This is a genomic window from Streptomyces sp. NPDC090442, from assembly GCF_044769405.1.
Classification (GTDB): Bacteria; Actinomycetota; Actinomycetes; order Streptomycetales; family Streptomycetaceae; genus Streptomyces.
The window spans coordinates 1-25,953 of the sequence record NZ_JBIVXW010000003.1 but is presented as its reverse complement, the minus strand read 5'-3'; the positions used below and the strand labels follow the sequence as shown (position 1 = coordinate 25,953).

Sequence of the window (25,953 nt, the reverse complement as noted above, 5' to 3'; positions counted from 1 at the left end):
TGCAGACGCGATCGATCACGACCATGAACTGGTGGTGGACCGCCCAACCGGCGGCCCACTGATTCGCGTACGCGCACGACGAACCGCGAAGGCCGCCCGAGGGGCGGCCTTCGGTGTTCCCGCGGCCGTTCCCTCCGTACCGGAAGCACTCACCTCCCGGAAGGAACCGCCATGCACCCCCAGCCCCAGCCCGACGCCGCCGCGCTGGTCCAGCGGCTGCTCGACCCCGCCTGCCCGCCGTTCGCCCTGCTCCGCCGGCACTCTCCGGGCCTCGACGGCACCGTCGTCGAGGTGCTGATCGGCGAGGTGACCGAGGTCGAGTGCCTGGCCGACATCCCGTTGGGCACGGGGGTGCCGGACGCGCCGGTGACCGACGCGCTGGCCCTGGTCCCGTTCCGGCAGATCCGCGAGCGCGGCTTCCGGGCGCACGACGACGGCACCCCGCTGGCCGTGCTGCGGCCCGACGAGCACCACGAACTCCCGCTGCCCGCGCTGCTGTCGGCGCTGCCGGCGCACGAGGTGACGGTGGACGGCGGGGCCTTCGACGTCTCCGATGCGGCCTACGCGGAGATCGTCGAGCGGGTGGTGCGGGAGGAGATCGGCACCGGCGAGGGCGCCAACTTCGTCGTCCGCCGCACCTTCGAGGGCGGGATCGCGGACTTCTCGGCGGCCGACGCACTGGCGCTGTTCCGGCGGCTGCTGGCCGGCGAGCGCGGGGCGTACTGGACGTTCGTGGTGCACCGGCCGGGCGTGCGCACGCTGGTCGGCGCCAGCCCCGAGGTGCACGTCCGGATGGCCGGCGGGACCGTCGTGATGAACCCCATCAGCGGGACCTACCGCTACCCCGCGCAGGGACCCACCGCGGAGGGCCTGCTGGCGTTCCTCGACGACCGCAAGGAGGTCGAGGAGCTGTCGATGGTGGTCGACGAGGAGCTGAAGATGATGTGCACCGTCGGCGACCGGGGCGGGGTGGTGGTCGGGCCCCGGCTCAAGGAGATGGCGCACCTGGCGCACACCGAGTACGAGCTGCGCGGCCGCTCCACCCTGGACGTGCGCGAGGTCCTCAAGGAGACGATGTTCGCGGCGACGGTCACCGGGTCGCCGGTGCAGAACGCCTGCCGGGTCATCGAGCGGCACGAGCCGGTCGCTCCGGACGGCCGCGGCCGCGGCTACTACGCCGGCGCGCTGGCGCTGCTCGGCCGGGACGCGAGCGGCGTCCAGACGCTGGACTCCCCGATCCTGATCCGCACCGCGGACATCGCCGCCGACGGCCGCCTGCGGGTCCCGGTCGGCGCCACCCTGGTGCGCGCCTCCGACCCGCACGGCGAGGTGGCCGAGACGCACGCCAAGGCGGCCGGGGTGCTGACCGCGCTGGGCGTCCGGCCGGCCCCCGCGCGGGCCGCGGCCGACCCGGCGCCGCGGCTGGCCGACGACCCGCGGGTGCGGGCCGCGCTGGACGCCCGCCGCGCCGACCTGGCCCCGTTCTGGCTGCGGATGCAGACCACCGCCCCGGTCGCCGGGCTGCACGGGCACGCCCTGGTGATCGACGCCGAGGACACCTTCACCGCGATGCTGGCGCACCTGCTGCGCGCCGCCGGGCTGACGGTGACGGTCCGCCGCTACGACGAGCCGGGGCTGCGCGCGGCCGCCCTGGCGCACCCGGGGCCGGTGGTGCTGGGCCCGGGCCCCGGCGACCCGACCGACACCGCCGACCCCAAGATGCGCTTCCTGCGCGCGCTCGCCGCCGACCTGGTGGCCGGCCACCGCCGCCCCACCGCCGCCCCGGAACGCACCCCTTCCGGCCGCTCCCTCCTCGGCGTCTGCCTCGGCCACGAACTCATCGCCGCCGAGCTGGGGTTGGAGATCGTCCGCAAGGAGGTGCCGTTCCAGGGCGCCCAGGAGCGGATCGACTTCTTCGGACGGCCCGAGACGGTCGGCTTCTACAACACCTTCACGGCCCGCTGCGACGACCGGACGGCGGTCGAACTGGCCATGCACCGCGTCGAGTTGAGCCGGGACGAGGCGAGCGGCGAGGTGCACGCGCTGCGCGGCCCCGGCTTCGCGGGGGTGCAGTTCCACCCCGAGTCGGTGCTGACGCTCGACGGCGCGGCGGTCACCGCACAGTTGCTGGCCGCTGTCCTCGTGTGACCAGCATGTTGCCGTTGGTGCGGCCGGCCAGATGGTCCTCGACGTTGACCACGGTGGTCTCGACGATCTGGCCGACCGCCTCCGCGGTGAAGTACGCCTGGTGCGAGGTGACCAGCACGTTCGCGAAGGTCATCAGCCGGGCCAGGGTGTCGTCGCTGATCACGTCCAGGGACTTGTCGTAGAAGAAGAGGCCGGCCTCCTCCTCGTAGACGTCCAGGCCGACGCCGGTGAGCCGGCCGGCCTTGAGCGTCTCCACCAGGGCCGCGGTGTCGATCAGCCCGCCGCGGCTGGAGTTGACCAGGATCGCGTCGGCCTTCATCGCGGCCAGCGCGGCGGCGTCGACCAGGTGCCGGGTTTCCTCGGTCAACGGGACGTGCAGGCTGACCAGGTCCGCCTCGGCGAACAACCGCTCCCGGGGGACGTAGCGCATGCCCAGCGCCAGGCACTCGGGGTTCTCGACGAGGTCCCAGCCCAGCAGCTCCATCCCGAAGCCGTGCGCGATCCTCGCGAAGGCCGCACCGATCTTGCCGGTGCCGAGCACCCCGGCGGTGCGGCCGTGCAGATCGCGGCCCATCAGGCCGTCCAGCCGGAAGTCGAAGTTCCGGGTGCGGTTGGCGGCCGGGACCAGCCGCCGGTTCACCGCCAGCGCCAGCAGCCAGGCGAACTCCGCGACCGCGTACGGCGAGTAGGCGGAGACCCGGCCGATGGTCATGCCGAGGTCGGCGGCGGCCTCCAGGTCGATGTTGTTGAAGCCGGTGGAGCGCTGGGCGACCATCTTGGTGCCGCCGGCCGCGAGGGTCTGCAGCACCTCGGCGGTCAGGTCGTCGTTGACGCTGGTGGAGACGGCCTCGTAGCCGTGGGCGATGGGGGCGGTGTCGCGGTTGAGGAAGACGTCCAGGCAGCGGACCTGATGGCGGCCGGCGAACGCCTTCTCCAGGAGCGGCCGCTCGTCCGCCTGCACACCGAAGGCGACGATCTCCACGTTCTCTCCCGTTCTCCCCCGCCGGTGGTGGCGCGGCGGCGCCGGGCGGCGGCGGTGCGCACAAGCAATGGGCCGGACATGTCGCGACACGGCGAATATACGGCCCATCGCCCGGCGGTGCCGCCCGGGAGCGGGCGGCGGCGTCAGCCGAAGAAGACGCCGACCTCGGCGTAGAGCGCGGGGTCGACCGTCTTGAGCTTGGCGGTCGCCTCGGTCAGCGGCACCCGGACGATGTCGGTGCCGCGCAGCGCGACCATCTTGCCGAAGTCGCCGTCGCGCACCGCGTCGATGGCGTGCAGCCCGAAGCGGGTGGCCAGCCAGCGGTCGAAGGCACTGGGGGTGCCGCCGCGCTGGGTGTGGCCGAGGACGGTGGTGCGGGCCTCCTTGCCGGTGCGCCGCTCGATCTCCTTGGCCAGCCACTCGCCCACGCCGGAGAGCCGGACGTGGCCGAAGGAGTCGGTGCTGCCGTCCTTGAGGACCATGTCGCCGTCCTTGGGCATGGCACCCTCGGCGACCACCACGATCGGCGCGTAGCTGGCCTTGAAGCGGGACTCGATCCAGCGGCAGACCTCGTCGACGTCGAAGCGCTGCTCCGGGATGAGGATGACGTTGGCGCCGCCGGCCAGGCCGGAGTGCAGCGCGATCCAGCCGGCGTGCCGGCCCATCACCTCCACGACCAGCACCCGCATGTGCGACTCGGCGGTGGTGTGCAGCCGGTCGATGGCCTCGGTGGCGACGCCGACGGCGGTGTCGAAGCCGAAGGTGTAGTCCGTGGCCGACAGGTCGTTGTCGATGGTCTTGGGCACGCCGACGCAGGGGACGCCGTACTCCGAGCAGAGCCGGGAGGCGACGCCGAGGGTGTCCTCGCCGCCGATCGCGATCAGCGCCTCGGTCTCGTGCTTGGCGAGGGTCTCCTTGATCCGGCGGACGCCGTCCTCCTCCTTGAAGGGGTTGGTCCTGGACGAGCCGAGGACGGTCCCGCCGCGGGGCAGGATGCCGCGCACGGCCGGGATGTCCAGCCGCACCGTCCTGTCGCTGAGCGGTCCGCGCCAGCCGTCCCGGAAGCCGACGAAGTCGTATCCGTACTCCTGGGTGCCCTTGCGGACGATGCCCCTGATCACCGCGTTCAGACCCGGGCAGTCGCCGCCGCCGGTCAGTACTCCGACCCGCATCGCTTCACCTTCATCCCGTCCGTGGCCGCGTACGGCCGTCCGTGAACGTAACGACCGTCACGCTAATGGTGATCTGGGTCACCCAGGGATGGGGTGTGCGCCGATTCCCCTCCGTGCCAGGGGAGTTGGCGCCCGCTCTTCACCCGTACGAGCGGAAGGGGCGGGCGCGGCGGGTGCGACCTACGGGTCAGACGCCGTCCAGGCCGCGCTCGATCGCGTAGCGCACCAGCTCGACGCGGTTGTGGAGTTGGAGCTTGCCCAGGGTGTTCTGGACGTGGTTCTGCACGGTGCGGTGCGAGATGACCAGCCGTTCGGCGATCTGCTTGTACGAGAGCCCCTTGGCGACCAGGCGCAGCACCTCGGTCTCGCGCTCGGTCAGCCGGGGGGCGTCCGGTTCGTCGGCGGCCGCCGGGGTCGGTTCGGTCGCCAGCCGGCGGTACTCGCCGAGGACCAGGCCGGCCAGGCCGGGGGTGAAGACGGGGTCGCCGGCGGCGGTGCGGCGGACCGCGTCGAGCAGTTCCTCGGTGCTGGCGGACTTCAGCAGATAGCCGGTGGCGCCGGACTTCACCGCCTCCAGGACGTCGGCGTGCTCGCCGCTGGCGGAGAGCACCAGCACCCGCAACGACGGGTCGGCGCCGACCAGTTGCCGGCACACCTGGACGCCGGGCAGCCCCGGCAGATTGAGGTCCAGGACCAGCACGTCGGGCGCCGCGGCCTGGGCCCGACGCACCGCCTGCGGCCCGTCCCCGGCCGTCGCCACCACCTCGAACCCGGCCTCCGCCAGATCCCGGGCGACCGCGTCCCGCCACATCGGGTGGTCGTCGACCACCATGACCCGCAGGCCCGTCCCGTCACTCATGCCCCACCTCGCTTCGCCCGCCCCGCCCGGCACGCACCGACGAAGGGCCGCTTCCGCCGCGCTCGTTCACCCGCCGGTCCTCCCCCGTCGTCCGTCCCTGGGCGCGGCGCCCTTGGGAACCTTCAACTCCACTTCCGTGCCCTGGCCGGGGACCGAGAGCCACTCGGCGCCGCCGCCCAACTCCCGCAGCCGGCCGCGGATCGAGAGCGCCGCGCCGAGGCGGCCCTCGCGCTCGGCCGCGGCGAGCCGGCCCTCGGGAATGCCGGGGCCCTCGTCGCGCACCGTCACGATCACCGCGTCCGGCTCGTCCTCCACCAGGATCCACGCGCGGGCCTCGGCCCCCACGTGCACCCGGACATTGTCCAACGCGGCACCGACAGCGGCGGTCAACTCCCCCGCGGCGACGGCCGGCAGCGCGACCGGGCCGCCCGGACCGGACAGCGTCACCCCGGCCCCGGCATACGGGGCGAGCAGCGCCATCAGGTCGCAGGGGCCGCCGCAGCCGGCCGGCGCCGGGCCGCGGGCCGCCGCGCCGTCCGTCGTGGTGTCCGCCGGCGTCACCGCCCCCCGTTGCCGGGGCACCAGCCCGCCGGCCACCAACGTGCGCAGCGCCACCTCCTGTTCGCCCGCCATCCGTCCCAGTTCGGCCGCCTCGCCGCCGATCGCGGTGCCGCGCCGCTGCACCATGGCGAGCACCTGGAGCACGCTGTCGTGGATGTCGCGGGCCAGCCGCTCCCGCTCGCGGGTGGCCGCCTCGATCTGGAGGGCGCGCGCCAGCGTGCGCTCACTGGCCCGCGCCACCTCGACGACGTAGCCGATGGCGACGCTGGCCACCCACACCAGGACCACGTTGTGGACGGTGTCCCGGGCCAGCTCCTGGCGCTCGACGAGGTTGGCCGCCGCCACGATGGTGGAGGCCACCGCCGCCCACCGCCAGCCGCCCTTGATGGCGAACCCCAACACGGCGCCCGCCGTCCAGATGGACGGGAGCGTCGGGCTGCCGTCCATGATGCGGGCCTGGGTGTCGATGACCGCGGTGAGCAGGATGCCGCCGACCGCGAAGCCGAGGTCGACGACGAGGAACCGCCGGGTGCAGCGCTCGGCGGAGGTCGTCCGGCGCCAGGTCAGCCCGGTCCAGAGGGTGAGCACGGCCAGGTACGCGGCAGCGCCCCACGGGTGCGCGTAGTGCGGGTAGGCCACGGTGCACAGGCACAGCGCGTAGACCAGGGTCAGGATCCGGTAGCCGGTCAGCGCCCGCCACAGCGGCAGTTCGACGGACATCCGCAGCGCCTGCTGGCGGCCGCCGTCGGCCGCGCCTCCCGCGTCCCGGGCGCCCGACGCGTCACCACCCGCGGTCCGGGCGTCCTGTATGTCGGCATCCGTCATGCGGGCCCCACCCCTCACCGGGGGCCGCGCCGCCCCCGGTCTCGACTCGTCCTTCCGTCCGCCGCGGCGCCGGCCCCCACCGGCCCGCACCGCCCCGTGCGCTACGCCTTCTTCTGCGCCTCCGCGGCCTTGGCCGCCTCGGCGATCTGCCGCTTGGCGGCGGTCGCGTAGATGTCGACGTACTCCTGGCCGGAGAGCTTCATGATCTCGTACATCACCTCGTCGGTGATCGAGCGCAGGATGTACCGGTCGTTCTCCATGCCCTGGTAACGGCTGAAGTCCAGCGGCTTGCCGATCCGGATGCCGGGCCGGACCATCTTCGGCAGCACCTTGCCCGGCGGCTGCACCTTCTCGGTGTCGATCATCGCCACCGGGATGACCGGCGCCCCCGTGGCCAGCGCCACCCGCGCCAGCCCGCCGGGCTTGCCGCGGTAGAGCCGGCCGTCCGGGGAACGGGTGCCCTCGGGGTAGATGCCGAAGAGCTCCCCGCGCTCCAGCACCTCGATGCCGCTCTTGATCGCCGCCTCGCCCGCGCCGCGGGCGCCGGAGCGGTCCACCGGGAGCTGCCCCACGCCCTTGAAGAACGCGGCCGTCAACTTGCCCTTCACCCCCGGGGAGGTGAAGTACTCCGCCTTCGCGATGAAGGTCACCTTGCGGTCGAGCACCGCGGGCAGGAAGAACGAGTCCGAGAAGGACAGATGGTTGCTCGCGAGGATCGCCGCACCCTCGGCGGGCACGTTCTCGATGCCTTCCACCCAGGGGCGGAACGCGAGCCGCAGCGAACCGCCGATGGAAAACTTCATTGCGCCGTAGATCAACCGACTGCCTCCTGTGTCTGACGCAATGACCTTAACCCCCGCGCGGCGCGCCGGGGGCCGCGGCGGGCCATCGGGCCGCGCGCACGCCCACCGGCGGGCCGCGCGCGGGTCCCGCCCGGGACGGCGCGCGCCCGGCGCACCGCGCTCCTGCGCCCACCGCTCCCACCGTCCACGGCCCTACCCCGCCGCGATTACTTTGCGTACCCTGAAGTAACCCGCCAGCCCCTTCATCGATCGGAGTCCTCCGGTGCCGCTCCTCCCCGGAGCCGAGCCGTTCCGCCGTGACGGCGGAGACGTCGGCGTCCTCGTCTGCCACGGCTTCACCGGCTCCCCCCAGTCCGTCCGCCCCTGGGCCGAGTACCTCGCCGATCGGGGTCTGAGCGTCACCGTCCCGCTGCTGCCCGGCCACGGCACCCGGTGGCAGGACATGCAGCTCACCACCTGGCAGGACTGGTACGCCGAGGTCGACCGGGAGCTGCGCGCGCTGACCGAGCGCTGCGGCACGGTCTTCGTCTGCGGCCTGTCGATGGGCGGCGCGCTGGCGCTGCGGCTGGCCGCCCGGCACGGCGACGCCGTCAGCGGGGTGGCGCTGGTCAATCCGGGCAACAAGGTCCACGAGCGGGCGGCGCCGCTGCTGCCGGCGCTGCGGCACGTCGTCCGCTCCACGAAGGGCATCGCCAGCGACATCGCCAAGCCCGGCGCGACCGAGGTCGGTTACGACCGGGTGCCACTGCACGCCGCGTACTCGCTGCGGGCGTTCTTCCGGCTGGTCGACGACGAACTCCCGCGCGTCACCCAGCCGTTGCTGGTGATGACCAGCCCGCAGGACCACGTCGTCCGGCCCGCCGACTCCGACCGCATCCTCAGCCGGGTCTCGTCCACCGACGTCCGGCACACCCGGCTTGAGCGCAGCTACCACGTCGCCACCCTCGACCACGACGCGGAGCGGATCTTCGCGGACACCCATGACTTCATCACCCGGCTCGCCCCCGAGGCCCGGCCGGACGCGGTCCAGGAAGGGACGGCGGCCAGTGGCGGAGCGTAGTCCCCGCGACCCCCGCGACCCGCTCGACGAGGACGCCGCCTGGGCGGAGATCGTGGCGGGCTACGGCGAGCGCCCGGAGTTCCCGGGCCCGGACACCGACGAAGCGACCGGCGACGGACGACGGGAGGGCACCGCGCCGGCCGAGGGCGAGGCCACCGCCCCGGACTCCCCCGCGCCGCGCCCCGCGGACGACGACCATCCCGCCCCGGGCGCCCCGGACCCGGGCGCCCCCGGCGACGTCCCCCCGTCCCGCCCCGGCAGCTTCGTGGTCTTCGCCCCCGGCGTGGGCCCGCGCGACTGGTCCGCCCGCGAGCCCTCCGACGACGACTTCCACGAGGACGACGAGGGCCACTTCACGCCGCCCGAGCCGCCGCCGCTGCCGCAGGCCGACACCACCACCAAGTTCGCCTGGATCGCGGCGCTCGGCGGCCCGCTGCTGTTGGTCGCCATGGTCGTCCTCCAGCAGCCGCTCACCTGGTGGATCGTCGTCCTGGGCGTCGGCGGCTTCCTGGGCGGCCTGGTCACCCTCTTCGCCCGGATGAACAACGGCCACGACGAGGACGACGACCTGCCGGGCGGCGGCGCGGTGGTCTGAGCGCCGGCGCCCGAACGCGGCGGCCCGGACGGGCCGTTGCCGCCGGGCGGCCGGTCAGCCGTCGGCCGGCACCCGCAGGGCGGCCAGCACCGGCAGGTGGTCCGAGGCCGCCCGCAGGTCCGCCGGGCGCAGGCCGGGCAGCTCCCGCGGCACCCCGCACCCGAGCACCTCGACGCCCCCGGTGGCGAACACCGCGTCGATCCGCTGCCGGGGCTCGTGCGAGCCGGAGGTGAACTCGCCGCCGCACGGCGCCGCCGCCCAGCCGTCCCGGAGCTCCGCCGCGATCCGCCGGAAACTCCGGCCGCCCGGGCGGTCGTTGAGGTCCCCGCCGACCACCGCGTGCCGCACCCCCAGCCCGGCGACGCGCTCCAGCACCAGCCCGGCCTGCGCGTACCGCTCCCGTGCGGACAGGCTCAGATGGCAGCTCACGACGCCGAGCCGGGCCCCGCCGAGCCGGAGCACCGCGGCGGCCAGGCCCCGTTGGTGCAGCCCGGGGGTGCGGGGCAGCAGCACGTCCTCGGTGCGCTCGACATGGGCGCGGAGGGTGGCCAGCACCATCGGGCCGGCGGTCGTCGCACCGCCGGTGACGTAAACCAGGCCGGCGGACCGGGCCAGCCGTTCGGCGGCCTTGCGCCAGCGGAAGAACCGCGGCGCCTCCTGGACGAGGACGACGTCGGGGGCGCAGGCCCGGATGACCCGGGCCAGCGCCGCCGTGTCGTCGCGCAGCGAGCGGACGTTGTAGCTGAGCACCCGGACGACCGCCGAACCGTGCCGCTCCGCGCCGCCCCTGCTCTCTTCCCAGACCTCGGAAGCAGCGCACGTCTCGCTGGCCAAGGCTGCAAGTCCGGTCGTGGGCTCGGCCGTTGCGGTCTCGGACCCCGGCCCCGCGGAGCCGGACGCGGGCCGTCCGGAGCGCTCGCCGCCCATCCGCGTCAGCCCTGGCGCGCCAGGTCGGCCGCGCCCACCAGCCCGGCCCTGCCGCCGAGTTGGGCGGCGAGCACCTGGGCGTGCGGCCGCCACTGGCTGCCGACCAGCCAGCGTCTGAAGGACTTGCGGATCGGGTCCAGCACCAGCTCGCCCTCGTCCGAGACCCCGCCGCCGACGATGAACGCCGACGGGTCGAAGAGCGAGGCCAGGTCGGCGAGGCCGGCGCCGGCCCAACGGGCCAGCTCGCGGAACGAGTCGATGGCGACCGGGTCGCCGTGCCGGGCGGCCTCGCTGATGTGCTTGCCCTGGATGCCCTCGGGGGTGCCGTCGCCGAGCGCGAGCAGCGCCGCGGCGCTCTCCGGGGTGGCGAAGGCGCGCTGCCGGGCGTAGCGCAGCAGGGCGCGGCCGGAGGCGTACTGCTCCCAGCAGCCCTGGCTGCCGCAGCCGCACAGCAGGCCGTCCGGGACGACCCGGATGTGGCCGAACTCCGCGGCGACGCCGAAGCGGCCGCGGCGCAGCTTGTTGCCGATGATGATGCCGCCGCCCAGGCCGGTGCCGAGAGTGATGCAGATGACGTCGCTGTGGCCCTTGCCGGCGCCGAACTTGTACTCGCCCCAGGCCGCGGCGTTGGCGTCGTTCTCGACCACCACGGGGAGGCCGACGCGCTGCTCGACCTTGTCCTTGAGCGGCTCGTGGCGCCAGTCGATGTTCGGGGCGAAGAGGACCGTGGCCCGCTTCTCGTCCACGTAGCCGGCGGCGCCGATGCCGACGGCCTCGACGTGGTGGCCGGCGCCGACCGTGCGGACGGCGTCGGCGATGGCCTCGGTCAGCTCGTCGGTGGCTCGCGGGGTCGCTACCTTGCACGTCTCAAGGATCGAACCCTCTTCGTCGACCACGCCGGCCGCGATCTTCGTGCCGCCGATGTCAACGCCGATGGTGAGTCCCATGTGTCCCTCAGTTTTCGCTCGAACCCCGCCGTGCCCCACCGTACCGGAGGCGGGGGAAGCGTCAGTCGAGGTCAATGCGTTCGGTGCCGGACGAGCCGTCGTCGCGCGGATCGTCGGACCGGCCCCCGGGGCCCTCGTCGGTGCCCGCCTCGCGGGTCCAGCGGCGCTCGCTGCCCTCGACCGCCGAGCGGTAGGCGGCGAGGAGTTCGGAGCCGGCCGCGGCGAGGTGGTCGAAGACGTCGGGGTTGCGCTCGATGACCGGCTCGACGGCCGCCTTGGCCTGGCGCAGCAGCCCGCCCACCGCGCCGCTGGCGGCCATCCCGCCGAGCGCGCCGGGCAGTTGGATGCCGGCCAGCTTGTCGGTGACCGCCTCGGCCAGCTTGCGCAGCTCGTCGGCGGCGCTGCCGGGCGGGGGGCCGTAGGCGGCCCGGCGGCGGGCCTGCTCCGCGGCGAGGTCCTCGGCGCAGGCCGTCTCCCAGGCGTCGGCGTCCGGCGCGGCGCTGTGGTCGGCGGGACGCTCGGTGGCTTCACTCATGGCGGGCTCCGTGGACTCCTCGGACGGTGCGGACCGGGACGGTGCGCTGCGGTGCGGGCACCGCGGGGCGGTGACCGCTTACGACGTTACCCGAACGGGGGTGCCCACTTCAGTCGCTCGGCGCGCTCCGCGGCCACAGTCCCGGGTCCGGGGTGAAGCGGATCTCCAGGGCGCCGTCGCGCAGCGCGGCGCCGGAGACCGTGCAGCGGCGCAGCGCCGAGGGCAGCGTCCTGATCCGCCGGAAGCGGCCGACGGTCACCACGATCTCGTCGCCGCGGCGCACCAGGCCCAGGCCGTCCCGTCGGGCGCCGGGCAGCGGTACCCGCCAGACGAGGATGCCGTCGGTGGCCAGCCGGTCCTCGACGGTCCAGGGGTCGGTGGGCGCGGCGGGCGGCTCCGTGGCGTGCCCGGCGGGCGCGGGCAGCAGCGCGCCGAGCTCCGCCACGCCCTGCGGGTCGCGGCCCAGGTGGGGCACCTCGTGCACCGGGACGTCGGGGAACTCCTCGCGCAGCGCCTTGAGGGCGGTCTGCTGGCCGTCGGAGAGGCCGGCCAGGAAGGGGTCCGCGGAGCCGACCGGGAGCAGCCGGTTGACCAGGACGCCGTCGGTGCGGCGGCCGTGCAGCGCGAGCCCGACGCGCAGCGCGCGCAGGGTGGCGTGGGCGACCGGGCCGGCGTCGGTGACCAGCCGTACGGAGGTGCCGGGGGCGTCCACCACCCGCTGGACGGCGGCGAGTTCGTCCTCCCAGCGCTCGGCGGCCTCGTACAGTTTCTGGGCCGGCATCGGGACGCCGGCGAGCTGGGCGAGGACCGGGCGCAACGCGCGGGCCGCCTGGCGCTCGGGCGGCAGCAGGCGGCGGAGGTAGCGGCGGACCTGCGCGGGCAGGGCCAGCAGCCGGATCGTTTCGGCGGCCGGTGGCGCGTCGACGACCAGCAGCTCCCAGTCGCCCGAGGCGTGCGCGGCGCGCAGCGCGTGCAGCAGCGCGAAGGGCTCGGAGCCGGGGAGTTCGGTCAGTTCGTCCTCGTCGAGGGGGGCCGCGCCGAGCAGGTCGAGGGCGACGCCGGCGCGCTCCTGGAAGGCGAGGAACTCCTGGCGGAAGCGGTCCGCGGGGTCGATCCGGCGGGCGTAGAGGCCGGGGGCCCCGGCTATCGCGGTCGGTTCGGCGGTGCCCGGGCGGGCGTCGAGGACCATCTCCGGGGCGCTCGCCTGGGTGGTGAGCAGGAGGGTCCGGGCGCCTTGGCGGGCACCGGCCAGGGCGGTCGCGGCGGCGAGCGTGGTGCGGCCCGCGCCGCCGGGGCCGGTGACGAGGACGGTCCGCACGCTCAGCGCTTCTCGGCCTCGTCGGCGGGGGCGGCGGCGGACGTCGCGGGGTCGCCCTCCACGCGCTTCTTCAGGCCGGCCAGCGCCCGGTCGATGATGACCTTCTCGGCCTTGCGCTTGATCATCCCGAGCATCGGGATCTTGACGTCGACGGTGAGCTGGTAGGTGACCTCGGTGCGGGCGCCGCCGTCCAGCGCGGCGAGCCGGTAGGAGCCGTCCAGGACGCGCAGCATCTGCGACTTCACCAGCGACCAGCTCACCTCGTCCTCGCCGGTCCAGGTGTAGGCGAGGGTGTGGTCGTCCTTGATGGCGCCCGCGTCCAGCACCAGGCGCACCTTCTCCGCGCGGCCCCGGTCGTCGCTGGCGAGGATCTCGGCCTCCTTGACCTCTCCGGTCCACTCCGGATAGCGGTCGAAGTCGGCGATCACTCCCATCACCTCGGCCGGTGCCGCCTCGATCGTGATGTTCGAGCTGGTGTGTTCGGCCATCGCCGTGACTCCTCCATACCGATTCATGCCGGTCCGCCGACCCTGCGGGGAAGACCCCGTTCCCAAGGTGTCGCTGCTGCTGAAGGCTACCGCGCGGCGGGGGACGGACCGACACCAGCGGGCCGCCGCGGCGGGCTCACCACTCCAGCACGTAGGGGGTGCCGGTCGCGTTGAAGTGGCCGACATTGACGCATTCCGTACCGCCGATCCGCACCCGGTGGGCGAGCGGCTGATGGACGTGGCCGAAGAGGGCGTAGCGCGGCCGGGTCGTGCGGATGGCGTCCAACAGGGCGGCGCTGCCCCGTTCGAAGCGGCGGGCGACGGTGTCGTAGCAGAGCTCGGGGACGTCCGGCGGGATGTGGGTGCACAGCACGTCCACCTCGCCGAGCGCCTCGACCTTGGCCGCGTACTCCTCGTCGCCGATCTCGTAGGGCGTCCGCATCGGGGTGGTCAGCCCACCGCCGACGAACCCGAAGACCCGGCCGCCGATCTCCACCCGCTCGCCGTCGAGGACGGTGGTGCCGGGCCCGGCGTACTCGGGCCAGAGCCGCGGCATGTCGACGTTGCCGAAGGTGGCGTAGGTCGGGGTGGGGAAGGCGGCGAAGAGGTCGGTGTACTGGCGGCGGACCGCGGCCTCGATGACCTCCTCCCGACTGGCGCCGCTCGCGTCCAACTCGGCCCAGAGCCGGCGGCCCAGCGCGCGGGCCTCGTCGAAGCGGCGGGCGGTGCGCAGTGCGACCAGGGCGTCGGCGTTGGCGGCGCCGAAGAGGTCGGGGAAGATGCCGCGCGAGTGGTCCGCGTAGTCGAGGAAGAGGACCAGGTCGCCGAGGCAGACCAGGGCGTCGGCCCCGTCCCCGGCCGCCGCCAGGTCCCGACTGTTGCCATGGACGTCACTGACCACATGCACGCGCATGGCGTCACCCTAGATCGCGTCGGGCGGCGGCGGGAGGCCGGTGCCGGCTCCGCGGTTACTTTCGGGTCACCTCTGGGCTGGTCTAGTCTGCGCGTGCAGTCCCCATGACGTGTCCCCAGCATGTGACGCATCGAACATCTGGCCGTAACCCCCTACCCCAACGCACTACCGATGGGTAACGTCCGGGCCGTCCAATCCCCCGCATGATCATGGACCGCAGCCGGTGCGCACACAGCGTCGTGGCGCCGGCGCTTTCAAGGAGCAGCAGTCTTGCGCGAGTTCAGCCTTCCGGCCCTGTACGAGGTCCCCGCGGACGGCAATCTGACGGACCTGATCCGCCGCAACGCCGCGCAGCACCCGGACGTCGCGGTCCTGGGGCGGAAGGTCAACGGCGCCTGGGAGGACGTCACCGCCACCGTCTTCCTCGCCGAGGTCCGGGCGGCCGCGAAGGGGCTGATGGCCGCCGGGATCCAGCCCGGCGACCGGGTCGGCCTGATGTCGCGCACCCGTTACGAGTGGACGCTGCTGGACTTCGCCATCTGGAGCGCGGGCGCCATCACCGTCCCCGTATACGAGACCAGTTCCGCCGAGCAGATCCAGTGGATCCTCGGCGACTCCGGCGCGGTGGCGTGCCTGGTGGAGACGCCCGCCCACGAGGCGACGGTGGAGTCGGTCCGCGACCGGCTGCCGGATCTGGCGAACATCTGGCAGATCGAGCGGGACGCGATCGCCCGGCTGCGGGCCGCCGGGGACGGCATCACCGACGCGGAGGTCGACGAGCGCAGCGCGCTGGCCGACGCGGACTCCCCCGCCACCATCGTCTACACCTCCGGCACCACCGGCCGCCCCAAGGGCTGTGTGCTCAGCCACCGCAGCTTCTTCGCCGAGTGCGGCAACGTCGTCGAACGGCTGCGTCCCCTCTTCCGCACCGGCCACTCCTCCGTGCTGCTCTTCCTGCCGGTCGCGCACGTCTTCGGCCGGCTGGTGCAGGTCGCCTCCGTCATGGCCCCGATCAAGCTGGGCCACGCGCCGGACATCAAGCACCTCACCGACGACCTGGCCTCCTTCCGGCCGACGCTGATCCTGGGCGTCCCCCGGGTCTTCGAGAAGGTCTACAACGGCGCCCGGGCCAAGGCGCAGGCCGACGGCAAGGGCCGGATCTTCGACAAGGCCGCGGAGACCGCGATCGCCTACAGCCGCGCCCTGGACACCCCCGGCGGCGCCTCCTTCGGCCTCAAGCTCCGCTACAAGCTCTTCGACCGCCTCGTCTACGGCAAGCTGCGGGCGGTGCTGGGCGGCCGGGCCACCCACGCCATCTCCGGCGGCGCCCCGCTCGGCGAGCGGCTCGGCCACTTCTACCGCGGCATCGGCTTCACCGCCCTGGAGGGCTACGGCCTCACCGAGTCCTGCGCGGCCACCGCGTTCAACCCCTGGGACCGGCAGAAGATCGGCACCGTCGGGCAGCCGCTGCCCGGCTCGGTGGTCCGGATCGCCGACGACGGCGAGGTGCTGCTGCACGGCGAGCACCTCTTCACCGAGTACTGGAACAACCCGACGGCCACCCAAGAGGCGCTCTCCGACGGCTGGTTCCACACCGGCGACCTCGGCACCCTCGACGAGGACGGCTACCTCGCCATCACCGGCCGCAAGAAGGAGATACTCGTCACCGCGGGCGGCAAGAACGTCGCTCCCGCGGTCATCGAGGACCGCATCCGCGCCCATGCGCTGATCGCCGAGTGCATGGTGGTCGGCGACGGCCGCCCGTTCATCGGCGCGCTGGTCACCCTCGACGAGGAGTTCCTGCCCCGCTGGGCCGAGGAGCACGGCCGCCCGGCGGACCTCACGCCGGCCCAACTCGCCACCGACCCCGAGCTGTTGGCCGCCGTCCAGCGCGCCGTCGACGACGGCAACGCGGCGGTCTCCAAGGCCGAGTCGGTCCGCAAGTTCCGCATCCTGCCGACCCAGTTCACCGAGGAGTCCGGGCATGTGACGCCGTCGCTGAAGCTGAAGCGGAACGTCGTCGCCAAGGACTTCGCGGAGGAGATCGAGGCGATCTACCGCTCCTAGGGCGGGACTTTTTTCCCGCGGGTGGTCACGGCGGGCCGCCGGGCGGGGCGCCGTCGTGGCTACAGCAGTTCCCGCAGCTTCTCCGCCAGGAGGTCCCAGCGCCACTTCTCCTCCACCCAGGCGCGGCCGCGGGCGCCCATGGCGCGGCGCAGGGCGGGGTCCTTGAGGAGGGCGACGATGCGTTCGGCGGCGGCCGTCGGGGAGCCGCCGGGCACCACCCAGCCGGTCTCGCCGTCCAGCACCGCGTCGGGGGCGCCGCCCGAGTCGCCCGCGACGACCGGGAGTCCGGTGGCGGACGCCTCCAGGTAGACGATGCCCAGGCCCTCGACGTCCAGGCCGCCGCGCCGGGTGCGGCACGGCATCGCGAAGACGTCGCCCGCGCCGTAGTGGGCGGGCAGTTCCTCCCACGGGACGGCGCCGGTGAAGCGGACCGCGTCGGCGACGCCCTTCTCCCCCGCCAGCGCGTGCAGTTGCTCCTCGTACGGGCCGCCGCCGACGACCAGCAGCACCGCGTCCGGCACCTCGGCGAGGATCCTCGGCATCGCCTCGATCAGGGTGTCCTGCCCCTTGCGCGGGACGAGCCGGGAGACGCAGACCACCACCGGCCGGTCGGCGAGCCCGAGCCGGGCCCGTACCGCGTCGCCGCCCGAGCCCGGGTGGAAGGTCTTCTCGTCGACGCCGGGCGGGAGTTGGACCATGCGGGCGGCGGCGTCCGGGGTGAGCGCGGCGGCGATCCGCGAGCGGGTGTACTCGCCGAGGTAGGTGAGGGTGTCGGTGCCCTCGCCGATCCGGCGCAGCAGGTGCCGGGCGGCCGGGAGCTGCGCCCAGCCGGCCTCGTGGCCGTGGGTGGTCGCCACGATCCGCTCCGCGCCGGCCGCGCGCAGCGCCGGCGCCATCAGCCCCAGCGGCGCGGCGGCCCCGAACCACACCGAGGAACAGCCGTGTTCGCGCAGCAGCGAGACCGCCCGCCGGGTCACCCGGGGCGTCGGCAGCAGCATCGTCGTGGCGTCCCGGACCACCGGGAACGGCTGCTCGGCGTCGAAGGCGGCGGTGGCCGCCCGGCCCTCCTCGCTCCGCTTCCAGGTGGAGGCGTAGACGACGACCCGGGCCGGGTCCAGCCGCAGCGCCATGCTGTGCAGGAATGCCTGGATGCCGCCGGGCCGGGGCGGGAAGTCGTTGGTGACGATGAGGGTCTTGTGCACGGTGGTCTCTTTAGGCGGTCGCGGTCTCTCGGCGAGCGGGCCACGGGCGGCCCGAGGCTCCGGGGCCGACAGTACCGGGTGGCCGGTCCGCCCCGGGTCCCGCGCCCCGCCACGCCCGCACCCGGCCTGCCCGGCCGTGCCCCGACCGCCCGGCATCATGCAGGCACCACGACCGACGGGGTGACGATGACCAGCACCGACAGCCAGGCGGACGCGACGACGGACCGCCCCGGCCTACTCCCCCGCGCCGCCCGCTCAACCGCGGTGGCCTGGGCGGCGTGGGCCGCGACCCGGGCGCTGCTCCTGCTGTGCGTGCTACGGGTGTTGACACTCCCCGGCCCGGACGTCGCCACCGACGTCTCGGTGACCTACCACGACTGGGCCGACGTCCTGGCCTCCGGCACCTTCCCGCTCGACGACGTCACCTGGCAGTACCCGCCGGCCGCCGCGCTGCCGATCCTCGCCCCCCGCCTGCTGCCGTTCCTCCCGTACGCCACCGCGTTCTTCGCCCTGCTGCTGGCCGTGGACGCCGCGACGCTGGCGCTGCTGCTGCGCGCCGGGCGCCGCCCGGGGCACCGCCGCGCGGGGGCCTGGACGTGGATCGCCGGCGTCGCCCTGCTCGGCCCGACCGCATACGCCCGCTACGACCTGCTGGTGGCCGCGGTGGCCGCGGCGGCGCTGCTCGCGGCGGCCCGCCGGCCGCGCACCGCGGGCGCGCTGCTCGCCTGCGGCGCCCTGCTGAAGGTGTGGCCGGTGCTGCTGCTGGTCGGGGCGCCGCTGCGCGGCCGCCGGGCCCGCGCCCTGTGGTGCAGCGCGATCGGCTGGGGCGCGGGTCTGCTGCTGGTCGCGGTCCTGGCCGCGCCGGGCGCGCTCGCCTTCGTCGGCTTCCAGCACGACCGCGGCACCGAAGTCGAGTCGCTGGGCGCGCTGGCGCTGCACCTCGCCCGGCACGCCGGCTGGCCCGGCGCGGTCCAACTCCACTACGGCTCGCTGGAGTTCCTCGGCCCCGGCGTCCCCCTGGTCAGCGCGGCGGCGCTGGCCCTGTCCGGCGCCGCGCTGGCGTGGCTGGTCCACTGGCGGCTGCGGGCGGACGGGCCGACCCCCGCGACGCTCGGCGACGCCGCCTTCACCGCCGTCCTGCTCTTCGTCACCACGAGCCGGGTGATCAGCCCGCAGTACCTGCTGTGGCTGGTCGGCACGGCCGCGGCCGGCCTGACCGTACGGGCCGGCAGGCAGGGGCCGCCGGCCGTGCTGGTGCTGCTGGCCGCCGGGGTGACGCTGCTGGAGTTCCCGGTCCACTTCGCGGACGTGGTGACGAGCACCCCCTGGGGCATCGCGCTGCTGACCGCGCGCAACGGCCTCCTGGTCGCCGCGTCCCTGCTCGCCTGCCACCGCCTGTGGACCGCCGAGGGTCGCGGCCGGCCCGCGCCCGACACCGGCGTCCCCGGTGCCCGCCCCTCGCTCAGTCCAGCTCCTGACGCACATACGCCCGCCACATCGCGGTGAACTCGGCCATCCCGACGCCCAGTTGGGTGCGCATGGCGCGCTCCACCACCGCGGTCCCGCGGCCGGTCCGCGGGGTGCCGCCCACCGCGGGGGCCGCCGATCCGGGCGCCGCCGACGGGGCGGGGGTGCGCGCCTCCATGGGGGCCGTGCCCGGACGGGACGCGGCGGTGCGCAGCCCGCGCCGACCGGTGTCCCGGTAGAAGGCCATCAGCCGCGCCTCGCCCCACTTGTCGGCGATCATCCGGCAGGCCAGCCAGCCGCCCTCGTACGCGGTGGCCAGCCGCTCCGCGCCGGACCGGAAGCCGAAGTCGGCGTCGCTCGGCAGTCGGGCCGGCGGGTGGCCGGCGGTGACCGCACGGGTCAGCTCCGGCGCGGTGGACGCGGGCCGGCGGCGCACCTCCCGGTAGGCGACCCAGTCCGCGAACCCCTCGGAGAGCCACAGCGGGGTGGCCGGCGTGGTCAGCGCGCGGGTGGCGACATGGGTGGTCTCGTGGGTGAGGACGACCGTGCGGCCCAGGTCGTTGAGTTCCTCGTAGGCATCGGGGTTGACGATCACCCGGTCCGCGGGGGCCGCGCTCTCCGCGCCCGCCTCCCCCGTCGTGACCGCCGCGATCCCGGAGTACGCCGACGGGTCGTCGCCGCCCATCAGTTGGGCCATCTGCTCGACGGTGTCGGGCGCCTCCACCACCACCTTCCGGGCCCACTTCTCCTTCCAGGCGGCGGAGACCGCGGGCACCGCCGCGTCCACCCGCTTCGCCAGGTCACGCAGCCGCGCCGGGTCGCCGGCCCCGCCCAGCACCAGGCCGTACCGGCCGCGCACCACCTTCACCGGCCCCTGGTCCCAGAGCTGACGGGTGCCGACCCGGCCGTCCGCGGCGCCGTCGGAGTCGGAGCTGACCAGCCAACGGCCGTCCCGCTCGGTCAGGGTGAGGTACTGGAAGCCGGTGACCGGCGCGGTGTCGAAGCCCTTGAGGCGGTAGCGCAGCCGCACCTGCACGGCCAGCCGCTTCCCGCCGCCCACCGGCAGCGGGAAGGCGCCGGTGGCGACCAGGTCGTAGCGCCAGTCGGCGAGCGGGACGGTGGCGAGGTGGTCGAAGACGTCGCGCTGCCGGGCGCGGAAACCGGTGGCCCGGGGGTCGACGGAGGCCAGGAAGGCCGTGGTGTCGTGCCGCCGGACGGCGTCGGCCCGCGCGTCGAGCATCTGTTGGGCCCCCGGGTACTGCTCGGTGAGCCCCTGCGCGGGAGCGCACCCGGCGAGCGGGACCAGCAGCGCACACAGCGACACCGCGCAGCCGACCGGCCGTGCGACCCGCCCCGGCCCCCTGCGTCGCGCCCTCTGGTCCGCCATGCGGCCGATCGTAAGGGCGGCCCGGCCGGCACAAAAACGCAGGGTCGGACGGCTCAGGGCCTGGTGACCGACGAGACCGGCATCATGCCGACCGGGTCGTAGCGCACCCGGGCGCCCGGATAGGGCGCGTGCACGACCTGCCCGTTGCCGACGTACATCCCGACGTGGCTGGCGTCCGAGCGGTAGATGACCAGGTCGCCGGGGCGGGCCTGGGACAGCGGGACCCGGGTGCCGGCGCCGCGCTGGGCCTGGGAGGTGCGCGGCAGCGAGACGCCGGCCCTGCCGTAGGCCCATTGGGTGAGGCCGGAGCAGTCGAACGACGAGGGGCCGGTGCTGCCCCAGGCGTAGGGGGAGCCGATCGCGGCGCGCACCGCGGCGACCGCCGCGGCGGCCCGGTCCGTGCCCGCCACGACCCCGCTCAGGTCCGGCATCTGCTCGTCCCGCCCGTCGCTGCGGGTGGCCCGGTCGTACGCGGCCCGGGCCGGCGCGGGCAGGGCGTTGAGCAGTCGCCGCGCGGTGGCCAGCTTCCGCTGGACGTCCTTCTTGTGCCGGGCCACCTCGACGCGGCCGGCCTCCAGTTGGGCCAGCTTCCGGGCCGCTTCCCGGCGCTGCTGGTCCAGTTGACGGGTGGCGGCCTGGAGCCGGTGCAGTTCGCGGGCCTGGGTGCCGCTGAGCCGGTCCAGCGCGGACGCCTTCTCCAGGTAGCTCTCGGGCCGTTCGGAGAGCATCAGCCGGACGGCGGGGTCGATCCCGCCGGACCGGTACTGGGCGGCGGCCAGCGCGCCGAGCCGGGACCGCATGCCGTTGACCCGCTCCAGGGTGCGCGCGGCGCGGTCCTGGAGGGCGGAGACCTCACCGCGCAGTCGGGCGGTGTGGGCGCTGGCCTCGTCGTACTTCTCGGTGGCCCGCTCGGCCTCCTCGTAGAGCTTGCCGACCCGGGCGGCGGCGTCCTGGCGGCCGGCCGACGGGTGCTCGACGGGGTCGGCGCTGGCCGGCTGGGCCGACAGCGCGGCGGCCGCGGTCGCCAGGGCGGCGGACAGGACGGTGACCGAGGCGAGGGTGGTCTGACCGCGCTGCGAGGTACGGCGATGGGACACCACGAGGGCCGCAACTCCTTCCGTGTGCAGCCCCTGTCCGCCCGGGCGGGACGGTCGGTGATCCGGCGACTGCGAGGGCAGACAGTAACCGTGCCGCGGTGCGCCGACCAAAGACCGCTTTTGGTACCCAAAAAGCCGCTCCGCCGGTGACTTCGCAGGTCACCGGCGGAGCGGCAGGTCAGCGGCGGGGGCCGCAATTCGCCCGATCGGGCGGCGGGTTGCGGGTGTTGTGCGTCTTTTCAGACCCGCACGCCGAACTGGAACGGCATGTTGTTGATCGACTCGTAGCGCACCGCGGCGCCCGGCTTCGGCGCGTGCAGCACGGTGCCGTTGCCGGCGTAGAGGCCGATGTGGTGCAGGTCGCCGTAGAAGAGCACCAGGTCGCCGGGCTTCAGGGCGCTCTCCGAGCCGATCCGGGTGCCGGCGTTGGCCTGCTCCTGCGAGGTGCGCGGCAGCGACTGGCCGGCCTGCGAGTACGCCCAGGACGTCAGGCCCGAGCAGTCGAAGGAGGACGGGCCGGTGGCGCCCCAGACGTACGGGGAACCTATCTTCGACTGGGCGGCGGCCAGGGCGGCCGCGCCGCGCTGCGAGGCCGGCACGTCGTCGCCGAGGTTGACCCGGTCGTTGCTGCGGTTGGCCCGGTCGTCCGCGGCCTGCATGGCCGCCCGCTCCTTGGCGGTCAGGGTGTTGAGCAGCTCCTGCGCCTTGGCCAGCTTGGCCTTGATCTCGTCCTTCTTGTCCCCGAGCGACTTGCGGGTCTCGGAGAGGTCCTGGATCTTGCTGGCGGCCTCCGCGCGCTCCTGGGCGAGTTGGCGCTGCTTGTCCGCGATGGTCTTGAGCTGCTCGGCCTGCTTGCCGCTCAACTGGTCGAGCGTGGCGGCCTTTTCGAGGTAGGTGTCCGGGTTGCCGGAGAGGAACAGCTGGACCGAGGGGTCGATGCTGCCGCTGCGGTACTGGCCGGAGGCGATCGCGCCGAGGCCCTTGCGCAGCTGGTTCAGATCGCCCTGGCCGCGGGCCACCTTGTCCTGGAGGTCGTCGACCTCCTTCTGGAGCTTGTCCTGCTGCTCCTTGACGCCGTTGTACTTCTCGGTGGCCTGCTCCGCCTCGCTGTAGAGGCTGTCGACCTCGGACTTGACGTCCTTCTTCGACTGGCTCGGATCGGCGTGCGCCGCCTGGGACGAGAGGGCGACGGCCGCGGCGGCGGTCGCGGTGAGCACGGTCACACGAGTACGGCTCGGCTGCTTGGGTCGACGGTGGGACGCCACGGGGGCGAGCTCCTTCTTCCTCCAGCCGCCTACCGGGAGTGGGGGGAGCTTGGGGTCCCCGGCTCCGCGCGAACGCCGCGGACTCGGCGGTACCTTCACTGACCGTCCCGGGTGGATGATCACCTGTATGAAGGTTCGAGGCCCGACCTTAGTAACCGAGTTGTGATCGCTTCAAATCCTCACGGGGAATTTCCGTGCCGGGGGCCCCAACTTTTACCAACATCACACGGCCAGTAAGCGGCATTTGACGCTCCGATACGAAGCGCGGGCGCACGCCCCCGGCGATATTCCGGTCCGCGCACGAAATGTCAGGTTCGGGCAAGTCGCCTGAGCAGCAAGGCGGATGCCACCGGCCGGGCCCCCGCCTTGGCGACCCCGTCGGCCACCTCACGGTCCGAGGAGACCACCACCACCGGCCGGCCGGCCGGCTCGGCCCGCACCAGCTGCCGGATCAACTCGTCGGCCGTCACGCCCGGTTTGCTGAACAGCACCCGCACCCCGCGCGGCGGCGCCAACAGCACCGGCGCGGCCAGCTCCGCCCCGTCGAAGACGCACGTCATCTCCGCACCGGTCTGGGCCGCCAGCACCGCCAACCCGCCCAGCAGCCGCAGCCGCTGCTTCTCCAACGGCATCGTCGGATAGCCGGTCTTGGTGACGTTGTAACCGTCGACGACCAGATGCGCCTGGGGCAGCGCCAGGAGTTGGTCCAGCAGCGCCGGATCGGTCTCCGACAGCGCCCGGGTCGCGATGTCCTTGGGCGTCATCCGGCCCGGCTCGACCGCCTCGACGGTGTCCGCGGGGCGCCCCGCCGCGGGCGGCAGCGCCAACTCCCGGCGCAGCCCCTGCGCCGCGTCCAACACCGTGTCCAACAGCAGCCGCAGCCGCATGTCCTCCACGCTGCGCCCCTCGCGGGCCGACCGCCGGCTGGCCTCCAACGCCGCCTCGGCCTCCGCGATCCGCGCCTTCAGCCGGCGCACCTCGCTGTCCGCCGCCGCCTTGTCGGTCGCCGCCCGCTCCCGGGCCTCGACCAGCGCGGCCTCGGCCTTGCGGACCGCGGCCTCCCCGCGCCGGATGTCGCTGAGCGCGCTGCGCAGCTTCCGCTGCAACGACTCGTTCTCCTTGCGGGCCGCCTCCAGATCCGCCCGGACCCGGTCCGCCTCGCTGCGCGCCTCGCCGCGCGCCTGCGCCAACTCCTCGCGCAGCCGGGCCAACTCCCGCTCGGCCTCCTCGCCGGCCCGCTCGGCGCGCGCCCGCTGCGCCTCCTCGCCGGCCGCCGCGACCAGCTTGACCCAGCCCTCGGGCCGCAGCACGTACGCCGCCGCCGCGACGTCCAGCGGGTCGGCGGCGGCCGGCAGGGTCCCCTGCTCCAGCGCCTCGGCGAGCTCCGGCTGCGCCTGCCGCAGCTTGCCCGCGATCCGCTGCCGGAACACCGCGTCGCCCTCCAGCGCCGCGGCCATCGCGTTCCCGGCGAACTTGGCCCGACGGGTCGGGGTGAAACGGGCGTACTGCCGCAAGGGGGGCGGGAGTTCGGAGACCGTCAGCGCCCCGAACCACTCCGCGGTGAGCGCCACGACGCGCCGCCGTACGCCCTCGGGCAGTGGCTGATCGAGCACCTCGTCGGCCACCCCTCCGGGCGCGTCCGCACGCTCCGCCCCCGGCTCCCCTTCTGGACGTTCCACCACGGCTGCATCGCTCCGATCTCAGGCGCTCGCGCCCGGACGGTCCACCAGCTCGATCTGGTCGACCGCGTTGCACCAGCGGCAGCGCACGGACTCCACGGTCTCGCTGACGACCTCGCGCTCCTCCACCGACGGCTCACCGGCCAGATCCAGGTGCACGTACTCCACCACCTTGGACCGGCGGGTCACATCAAACCGGGTGAGATTGCCACAGAGCGCACAACGCCACCGGGTTTCCGCCGTCGGCAGGGGAACAGCCATCGTGTCGTCCTCTTTCGTACTCGTACTGCGGTGCGCCCCGCGCGGGTGCGCCGCCGGACTGCGGAAATACGCAACGTACTGCCTGTAACCCTACGGCCTGGCAGGGGCCCGGCGCGGGCCCGCCCGGAAGCCGGGACGCGGCGAGGCACTCTGTCCCGTGTGCCCGCATTGCGCCATGATCACTTCATGACGGCGCCGGCCCACCCCGCCCACTCGCTACGCGCGGTGTTCTCACGGATGACGAACGTGCTGATCGCGCTGTGCTGCGCGCTCTTCGTGCTCGGCCCCGCCTCCGGCCTGCTGCGGACCTACGGCACCGGCGCCGCCCTGCTCCGCGCCCAGAACGCCTACTTCGCGCACTGGGGCGTGATTCCGCTCGAACTGTGGAGGGGCTCCCCGCGGGCCCTGCTCACCCCGCTCACCGCGCTCTTCGTGCACGGCAGCTGGCTGCACCTGCTCGGCAACGCCCTGTTCCTGTACGTCTTCGGCGGCATGACCGAGACCCGGATGGGCCGGCTCCCCTTCACCGTCTTCTACCTGGCCGTCGGCTACCTCGCCCTGATCGGCTACGCGGCCGCGCACGCGCACTCGGACCAGACCCTGGTCGGCGCCTCCGGCTCGATCTCCGGCGTCCTGGGCGCCTTCCTCTTCCTCTTCCCCCGGGCCCGGGTCACCAGCCTCTTCCCGTTCCTGTTCTTCCTCCCGCTGCGCTTCCCCGCCTGGATCGTGCTGCTCTTCTGGTTCTGCCTCCAGTGGCAGGCCGCCCGGCACGACCCGGCCGGCCCCGGCGTCGCCTACCTCGCCCACGTCGTCGGCTTCGCCCTCGGCTTCCTCTACGCATGGGCCCGCTACGGGCGGGATACCCTGGGGGCCACCAGGGGCAGTGGACCGTCGGCCGAGGAAGAGAGCCAGCCGTGATCACGTCGATCGTGCTCATCAAGACCAGCGTGGACCAGATCCCGGAGATCGCCGAGCAGATCGCCGCGTTGGAAGGCGTCAGCGAGGTCTACTCGGTGACCGGCGCCCACGACCTCATCGCGATGGTCCGGGTCGCCCACCACGACGACCTCGCGGACGTCATCCCCGGCCGCATCAGCAAGGTCCCCGGCGTCGCCTCCACCGAGACGCACATCGCGTTCCGCACGTACTCCCAGCACGACCTTGAGGCGGCGTTCTCCATCGGCCTCGACGCGTGACGCTGCGCTTGGCTTTGCTTCCCACGTTGTTGGCTTTCCCGCCGCGCGGGTTGCTGTTCTTTGCGCCTGCGGCGCGGGGCCGCTGCGCGGGGCGCGCCGAGTTGTCCGCTGCGCGGGGCTGTCGGCTGCGGTGACGGGCCTCCGGGGGTGGTAGGCCAGACGTAAAGCGAAGCAGTCTGGCCTACCACCCCCGGAGACC

24 protein-coding genes are annotated in these 25,953 nt (G+C 74.2%); 7 read left to right on the top strand and 17 right to left on the bottom strand.

Annotation, left to right across the window (positions count from 1 at the left end; translation table 11 throughout):
• Positions 1–171: 171 nt before the first annotated feature.
• Positions 172–2,148, top strand: a complete 1,977-nt coding sequence (locus ACIQU6_RS03540) for an anthranilate synthase family protein (RefSeq protein ID WP_403479961.1) — start codon at positions 172–174, stop codon at positions 2,146–2,148.
• Here the strand turns inward: ACIQU6_RS03540 and ACIQU6_RS03535 are convergent.
• The 5 genes from ACIQU6_RS03535 to ACIQU6_RS03515 form a co-directional block, all read right to left on the bottom strand.
• Positions 2,114–3,130, bottom strand: coding sequence for a 2-hydroxyacid dehydrogenase (locus tag ACIQU6_RS03535; RefSeq protein ID WP_403479960.1), 1,017 nt, complete (start codon positions 3,128–3,130; stop codon positions 2,114–2,116). The two genes, ACIQU6_RS03540 and ACIQU6_RS03535, sit on opposite strands and share 35 nt — an antisense overlap.
• Before the next feature lie 143 nt (positions 3,131–3,273).
• Positions 3,274–4,302: a 6-phosphofructokinase gene (locus tag ACIQU6_RS03530; RefSeq protein WP_403479959.1), complete on the bottom strand. Its 1,029-nt coding sequence runs from the start codon at positions 4,300–4,302 to the stop codon at positions 3,274–3,276.
• A 187-nt stretch (positions 4,303–4,489) separates the two neighbouring features.
• On the bottom strand, positions 4,490–5,161 hold the full coding sequence (locus tag ACIQU6_RS03525) for a response regulator (protein WP_383407862.1): 672 nt from the start codon (positions 5,159–5,161) through the stop codon (positions 4,490–4,492).
• Between the two features lie 66 nt (positions 5,162–5,227).
• A complete protein-coding gene (gene macS / locus ACIQU6_RS03520; protein WP_403479958.1) occupies positions 5,228–6,547 on the bottom strand; it encodes a MacS family sensor histidine kinase in 1,320 nt (439 codons plus the stop codon).
• A gap of 101 nt (positions 6,548–6,648) precedes the next feature.
• Positions 6,649–7,350: a 1-acyl-sn-glycerol-3-phosphate acyltransferase gene (locus tag ACIQU6_RS03515; RefSeq protein WP_274916118.1), complete on the bottom strand. Its 702-nt coding sequence runs from the start codon at positions 7,348–7,350 to the stop codon at positions 6,649–6,651.
• 262 nt (positions 7,351–7,612) lie between these two features.
• Here ACIQU6_RS03515 and ACIQU6_RS03510 point away from each other — a divergent pair, with 262 nt between their 5' ends.
• Both ACIQU6_RS03510 and ACIQU6_RS03505 read left to right on the top strand, forming a co-directional pair.
• Positions 7,613–8,410 carry an alpha/beta hydrolase gene (locus ACIQU6_RS03510; protein WP_403479957.1) on the top strand — a complete coding sequence of 266 codons (798 nt, stop codon included), beginning with the start codon at positions 7,613–7,615 and terminating at the stop codon, positions 8,408–8,410.
• Positions 8,397–9,005, top strand: coding sequence for a hypothetical protein (locus ACIQU6_RS03505; protein ID WP_403479956.1), 609 nt, complete (start codon positions 8,397–8,399; stop codon positions 9,003–9,005). Before ACIQU6_RS03510 ends, ACIQU6_RS03505 begins: the two co-directional genes overlap by 14 nt.
• Positions 9,006–9,059: 54 nt before the next feature.
• Here ACIQU6_RS03505 and ACIQU6_RS03500 read toward each other — a convergent pair whose 3' ends face one another.
• The 6 genes from ACIQU6_RS03500 to ACIQU6_RS03475 all read right to left on the bottom strand — a co-directional run bounded on the left by ACIQU6_RS03500 (position 9,060) and on the right by ACIQU6_RS03475 (position 14,133).
• Positions 9,060–9,839 (bottom strand): endonuclease/exonuclease/phosphatase family protein, encoded by a 780-nt coding sequence (locus ACIQU6_RS03500; protein WP_403479955.1) that lies wholly within the window; start codon positions 9,837–9,839, stop codon positions 9,060–9,062.
• A 98-nt stretch (positions 9,840–9,937) separates the two neighbouring features.
• Entirely contained in the window at positions 9,938–10,879 is a 942-nt protein-coding gene (locus ACIQU6_RS03495; protein WP_403479954.1) for an ROK family glucokinase, read from the bottom strand.
• A 61-nt stretch (positions 10,880–10,940) separates the two neighbouring features.
• Entirely contained in the window at positions 10,941–11,414 is a 474-nt protein-coding gene (locus ACIQU6_RS03490) for a DUF5304 domain-containing protein (protein WP_403479953.1), read from the bottom strand.
• A 109-nt stretch (positions 11,415–11,523) separates the two neighbouring features.
• The gene (locus tag ACIQU6_RS03485) at positions 11,524–12,732 is read right to left on the bottom strand and encodes an ArsA family ATPase (protein WP_403479952.1); all 1,209 of its coding nucleotides are present in this window, start codon (positions 12,730–12,732) and stop codon (positions 11,524–11,526) included.
• Positions 12,733–12,734: 2 nt separating this feature from the next.
• Positions 12,735–13,220 carry an SRPBCC family protein gene (locus tag ACIQU6_RS03480; protein WP_403479951.1) on the bottom strand — a complete coding sequence of 162 codons (486 nt, stop codon included), beginning with the start codon at positions 13,218–13,220 and terminating at the stop codon, positions 12,735–12,737.
• 136 nt (positions 13,221–13,356) lie between these two features.
• Positions 13,357–14,133: a metallophosphoesterase gene (locus ACIQU6_RS03475; protein ID WP_274916110.1), complete on the bottom strand. Its 777-nt coding sequence runs from the start codon at positions 14,131–14,133 to the stop codon at positions 13,357–13,359.
• A gap of 270 nt (positions 14,134–14,403) precedes the next feature.
• Here ACIQU6_RS03475 and ACIQU6_RS03470 point away from each other — a divergent pair, with 270 nt between their 5' ends.
• Complete coding sequence (locus ACIQU6_RS03470) at positions 14,404–16,200, top strand: AMP-dependent synthetase/ligase (RefSeq protein WP_403479950.1); 1,797 nt, start codon at positions 14,404–14,406, stop codon at positions 16,198–16,200.
• A gap of 59 nt (positions 16,201–16,259) precedes the next feature.
• Here the strand turns inward: ACIQU6_RS03470 and ACIQU6_RS03465 are convergent, their stop codons facing one another.
• The gene (locus tag ACIQU6_RS03465; protein WP_403479949.1) at positions 16,260–17,402 is read right to left on the bottom strand and encodes a glycosyltransferase family 4 protein; all 1,143 of its coding nucleotides are present in this window, start codon (positions 17,400–17,402) and stop codon (positions 16,260–16,262) included.
• A gap of 186 nt (positions 17,403–17,588) precedes the next feature.
• Here ACIQU6_RS03465 and ACIQU6_RS03460 point away from each other — a divergent pair, with 186 nt between their 5' ends.
• Positions 17,589–18,908 (top strand): glycosyltransferase 87 family protein, encoded by a 1,320-nt coding sequence (locus ACIQU6_RS03460; protein WP_403479948.1) that lies wholly within the window; start codon positions 17,589–17,591, stop codon positions 18,906–18,908.
• Here the strand turns inward: ACIQU6_RS03460 and ACIQU6_RS03455 are convergent.
• The 5 genes from ACIQU6_RS03455 to ACIQU6_RS03435 form a co-directional block, all read right to left on the bottom strand.
• The gene (locus ACIQU6_RS03455; RefSeq protein WP_403479947.1) at positions 18,865–20,256 is read right to left on the bottom strand and encodes a hypothetical protein; all 1,392 of its coding nucleotides are present in this window, start codon (positions 20,254–20,256) and stop codon (positions 18,865–18,867) included. The genes ACIQU6_RS03460 and ACIQU6_RS03455 overlap by 44 nt on opposite strands.
• A gap of 53 nt (positions 20,257–20,309) precedes the next feature.
• Positions 20,310–21,356 carry an NlpC/P60 family protein gene (locus ACIQU6_RS03450; RefSeq protein WP_403479946.1) on the bottom strand — a complete coding sequence of 349 codons (1,047 nt, stop codon included), beginning with the start codon at positions 21,354–21,356 and terminating at the stop codon, positions 20,310–20,312.
• A 236-nt stretch (positions 21,357–21,592) separates the two neighbouring features.
• Positions 21,593–22,618, bottom strand: coding sequence for an NlpC/P60 family protein (locus ACIQU6_RS03445; protein WP_403479945.1), 1,026 nt, complete (start codon positions 22,616–22,618; stop codon positions 21,593–21,595).
• A 308-nt stretch (positions 22,619–22,926) separates the two neighbouring features.
• On the bottom strand, positions 22,927–24,300 hold the full coding sequence (locus ACIQU6_RS03440) for an NYN domain-containing protein (protein WP_403479944.1): 1,374 nt from the start codon (positions 24,298–24,300) through the stop codon (positions 22,927–22,929).
• An 18-nt stretch (positions 24,301–24,318) separates the two neighbouring features.
• Positions 24,319–24,558 carry a hypothetical protein gene (locus ACIQU6_RS03435; protein ID WP_376565916.1) on the bottom strand — a complete coding sequence of 80 codons (240 nt, stop codon included), beginning with the start codon at positions 24,556–24,558 and terminating at the stop codon, positions 24,319–24,321.
• A gap of 186 nt (positions 24,559–24,744) precedes the next feature.
• On the opposite strand from ACIQU6_RS03435, the gene ACIQU6_RS03430 reads away from it, so the two are divergent.
• Positions 24,745–25,476, top strand: a complete 732-nt coding sequence (locus ACIQU6_RS03430; RefSeq protein WP_403479943.1) for a rhomboid family intramembrane serine protease — start codon at positions 24,745–24,747, stop codon at positions 25,474–25,476.
• Entirely contained in the window at positions 25,473–25,754 is a 282-nt protein-coding gene (locus ACIQU6_RS03425; RefSeq protein WP_248011558.1) for an Lrp/AsnC ligand binding domain-containing protein, read from the top strand. Before ACIQU6_RS03430 ends, ACIQU6_RS03425 begins: the two co-directional genes overlap by 4 nt.
• The last annotated feature ends 199 nt before the right edge of the window (positions 25,755–25,953 follow it).

Bases quoted from the DNA above. Each gene is read 5' to 3' on its own strand.
- ACIQU6_RS03540 (WP_403479961.1), top strand. From the start codon at position 172: ATGCACCCCCAGCCCCAGCCCGACGCCGCCGCGCTGGTCCAGCGGCTG.
- ACIQU6_RS03530 (WP_403479959.1), bottom strand. From the start codon at position 4,302: ATGCGGGTCGGAGTACTGACCGGCGGCGGCGACTGCCCGGGTCTGAAC.
- ACIQU6_RS03525 (WP_383407862.1), bottom strand. From the start codon at position 5,161: ATGAGTGACGGGACGGGCCTGCGGGTCATGGTGGTCGACGACCACCCG.
- macS (WP_403479958.1), bottom strand. From the start codon at position 6,547: ATGACGGATGCCGACATACAGGACGCCCGGACCGCGGGTGGTGACGCG.
- ACIQU6_RS03515 (WP_274916118.1), bottom strand. From the start codon at position 7,350: ATGAAGTTTTCCATCGGCGGTTCGCTGCGGCTCGCGTTCCGCCCCTGG.
- ACIQU6_RS03495 (WP_403479954.1), bottom strand. From the start codon at position 10,879: ATGGGACTCACCATCGGCGTTGACATCGGCGGCACGAAGATCGCGGCC.
- ACIQU6_RS03490 (WP_403479953.1), bottom strand. From the start codon at position 11,414: ATGAGTGAAGCCACCGAGCGTCCCGCCGACCACAGCGCCGCGCCGGAC.
- ACIQU6_RS03480 (WP_403479951.1), bottom strand. From the start codon at position 13,220: ATGGCCGAACACACCAGCTCGAACATCACGATCGAGGCGGCACCGGCC.
- ACIQU6_RS03475 (WP_274916110.1), bottom strand. From the start codon at position 14,133: ATGCGCGTGCATGTGGTCAGTGACGTCCATGGCAACAGTCGGGACCTG.
- ACIQU6_RS03460 (WP_403479948.1), top strand. From the start codon at position 17,589: ATGACCAGCACCGACAGCCAGGCGGACGCGACGACGGACCGCCCCGGC.
- ACIQU6_RS03455 (WP_403479947.1), bottom strand. From the start codon at position 20,256: ATGGCGGACCAGAGGGCGCGACGCAGGGGGCCGGGGCGGGTCGCACGG.
- ACIQU6_RS03435 (WP_376565916.1), bottom strand. From the start codon at position 24,558: ATGGCTGTTCCCCTGCCGACGGCGGAAACCCGGTGGCGTTGTGCGCTC.
- ACIQU6_RS03430 (WP_403479943.1), top strand. From the start codon at position 24,745: ATGACGGCGCCGGCCCACCCCGCCCACTCGCTACGCGCGGTGTTCTCA.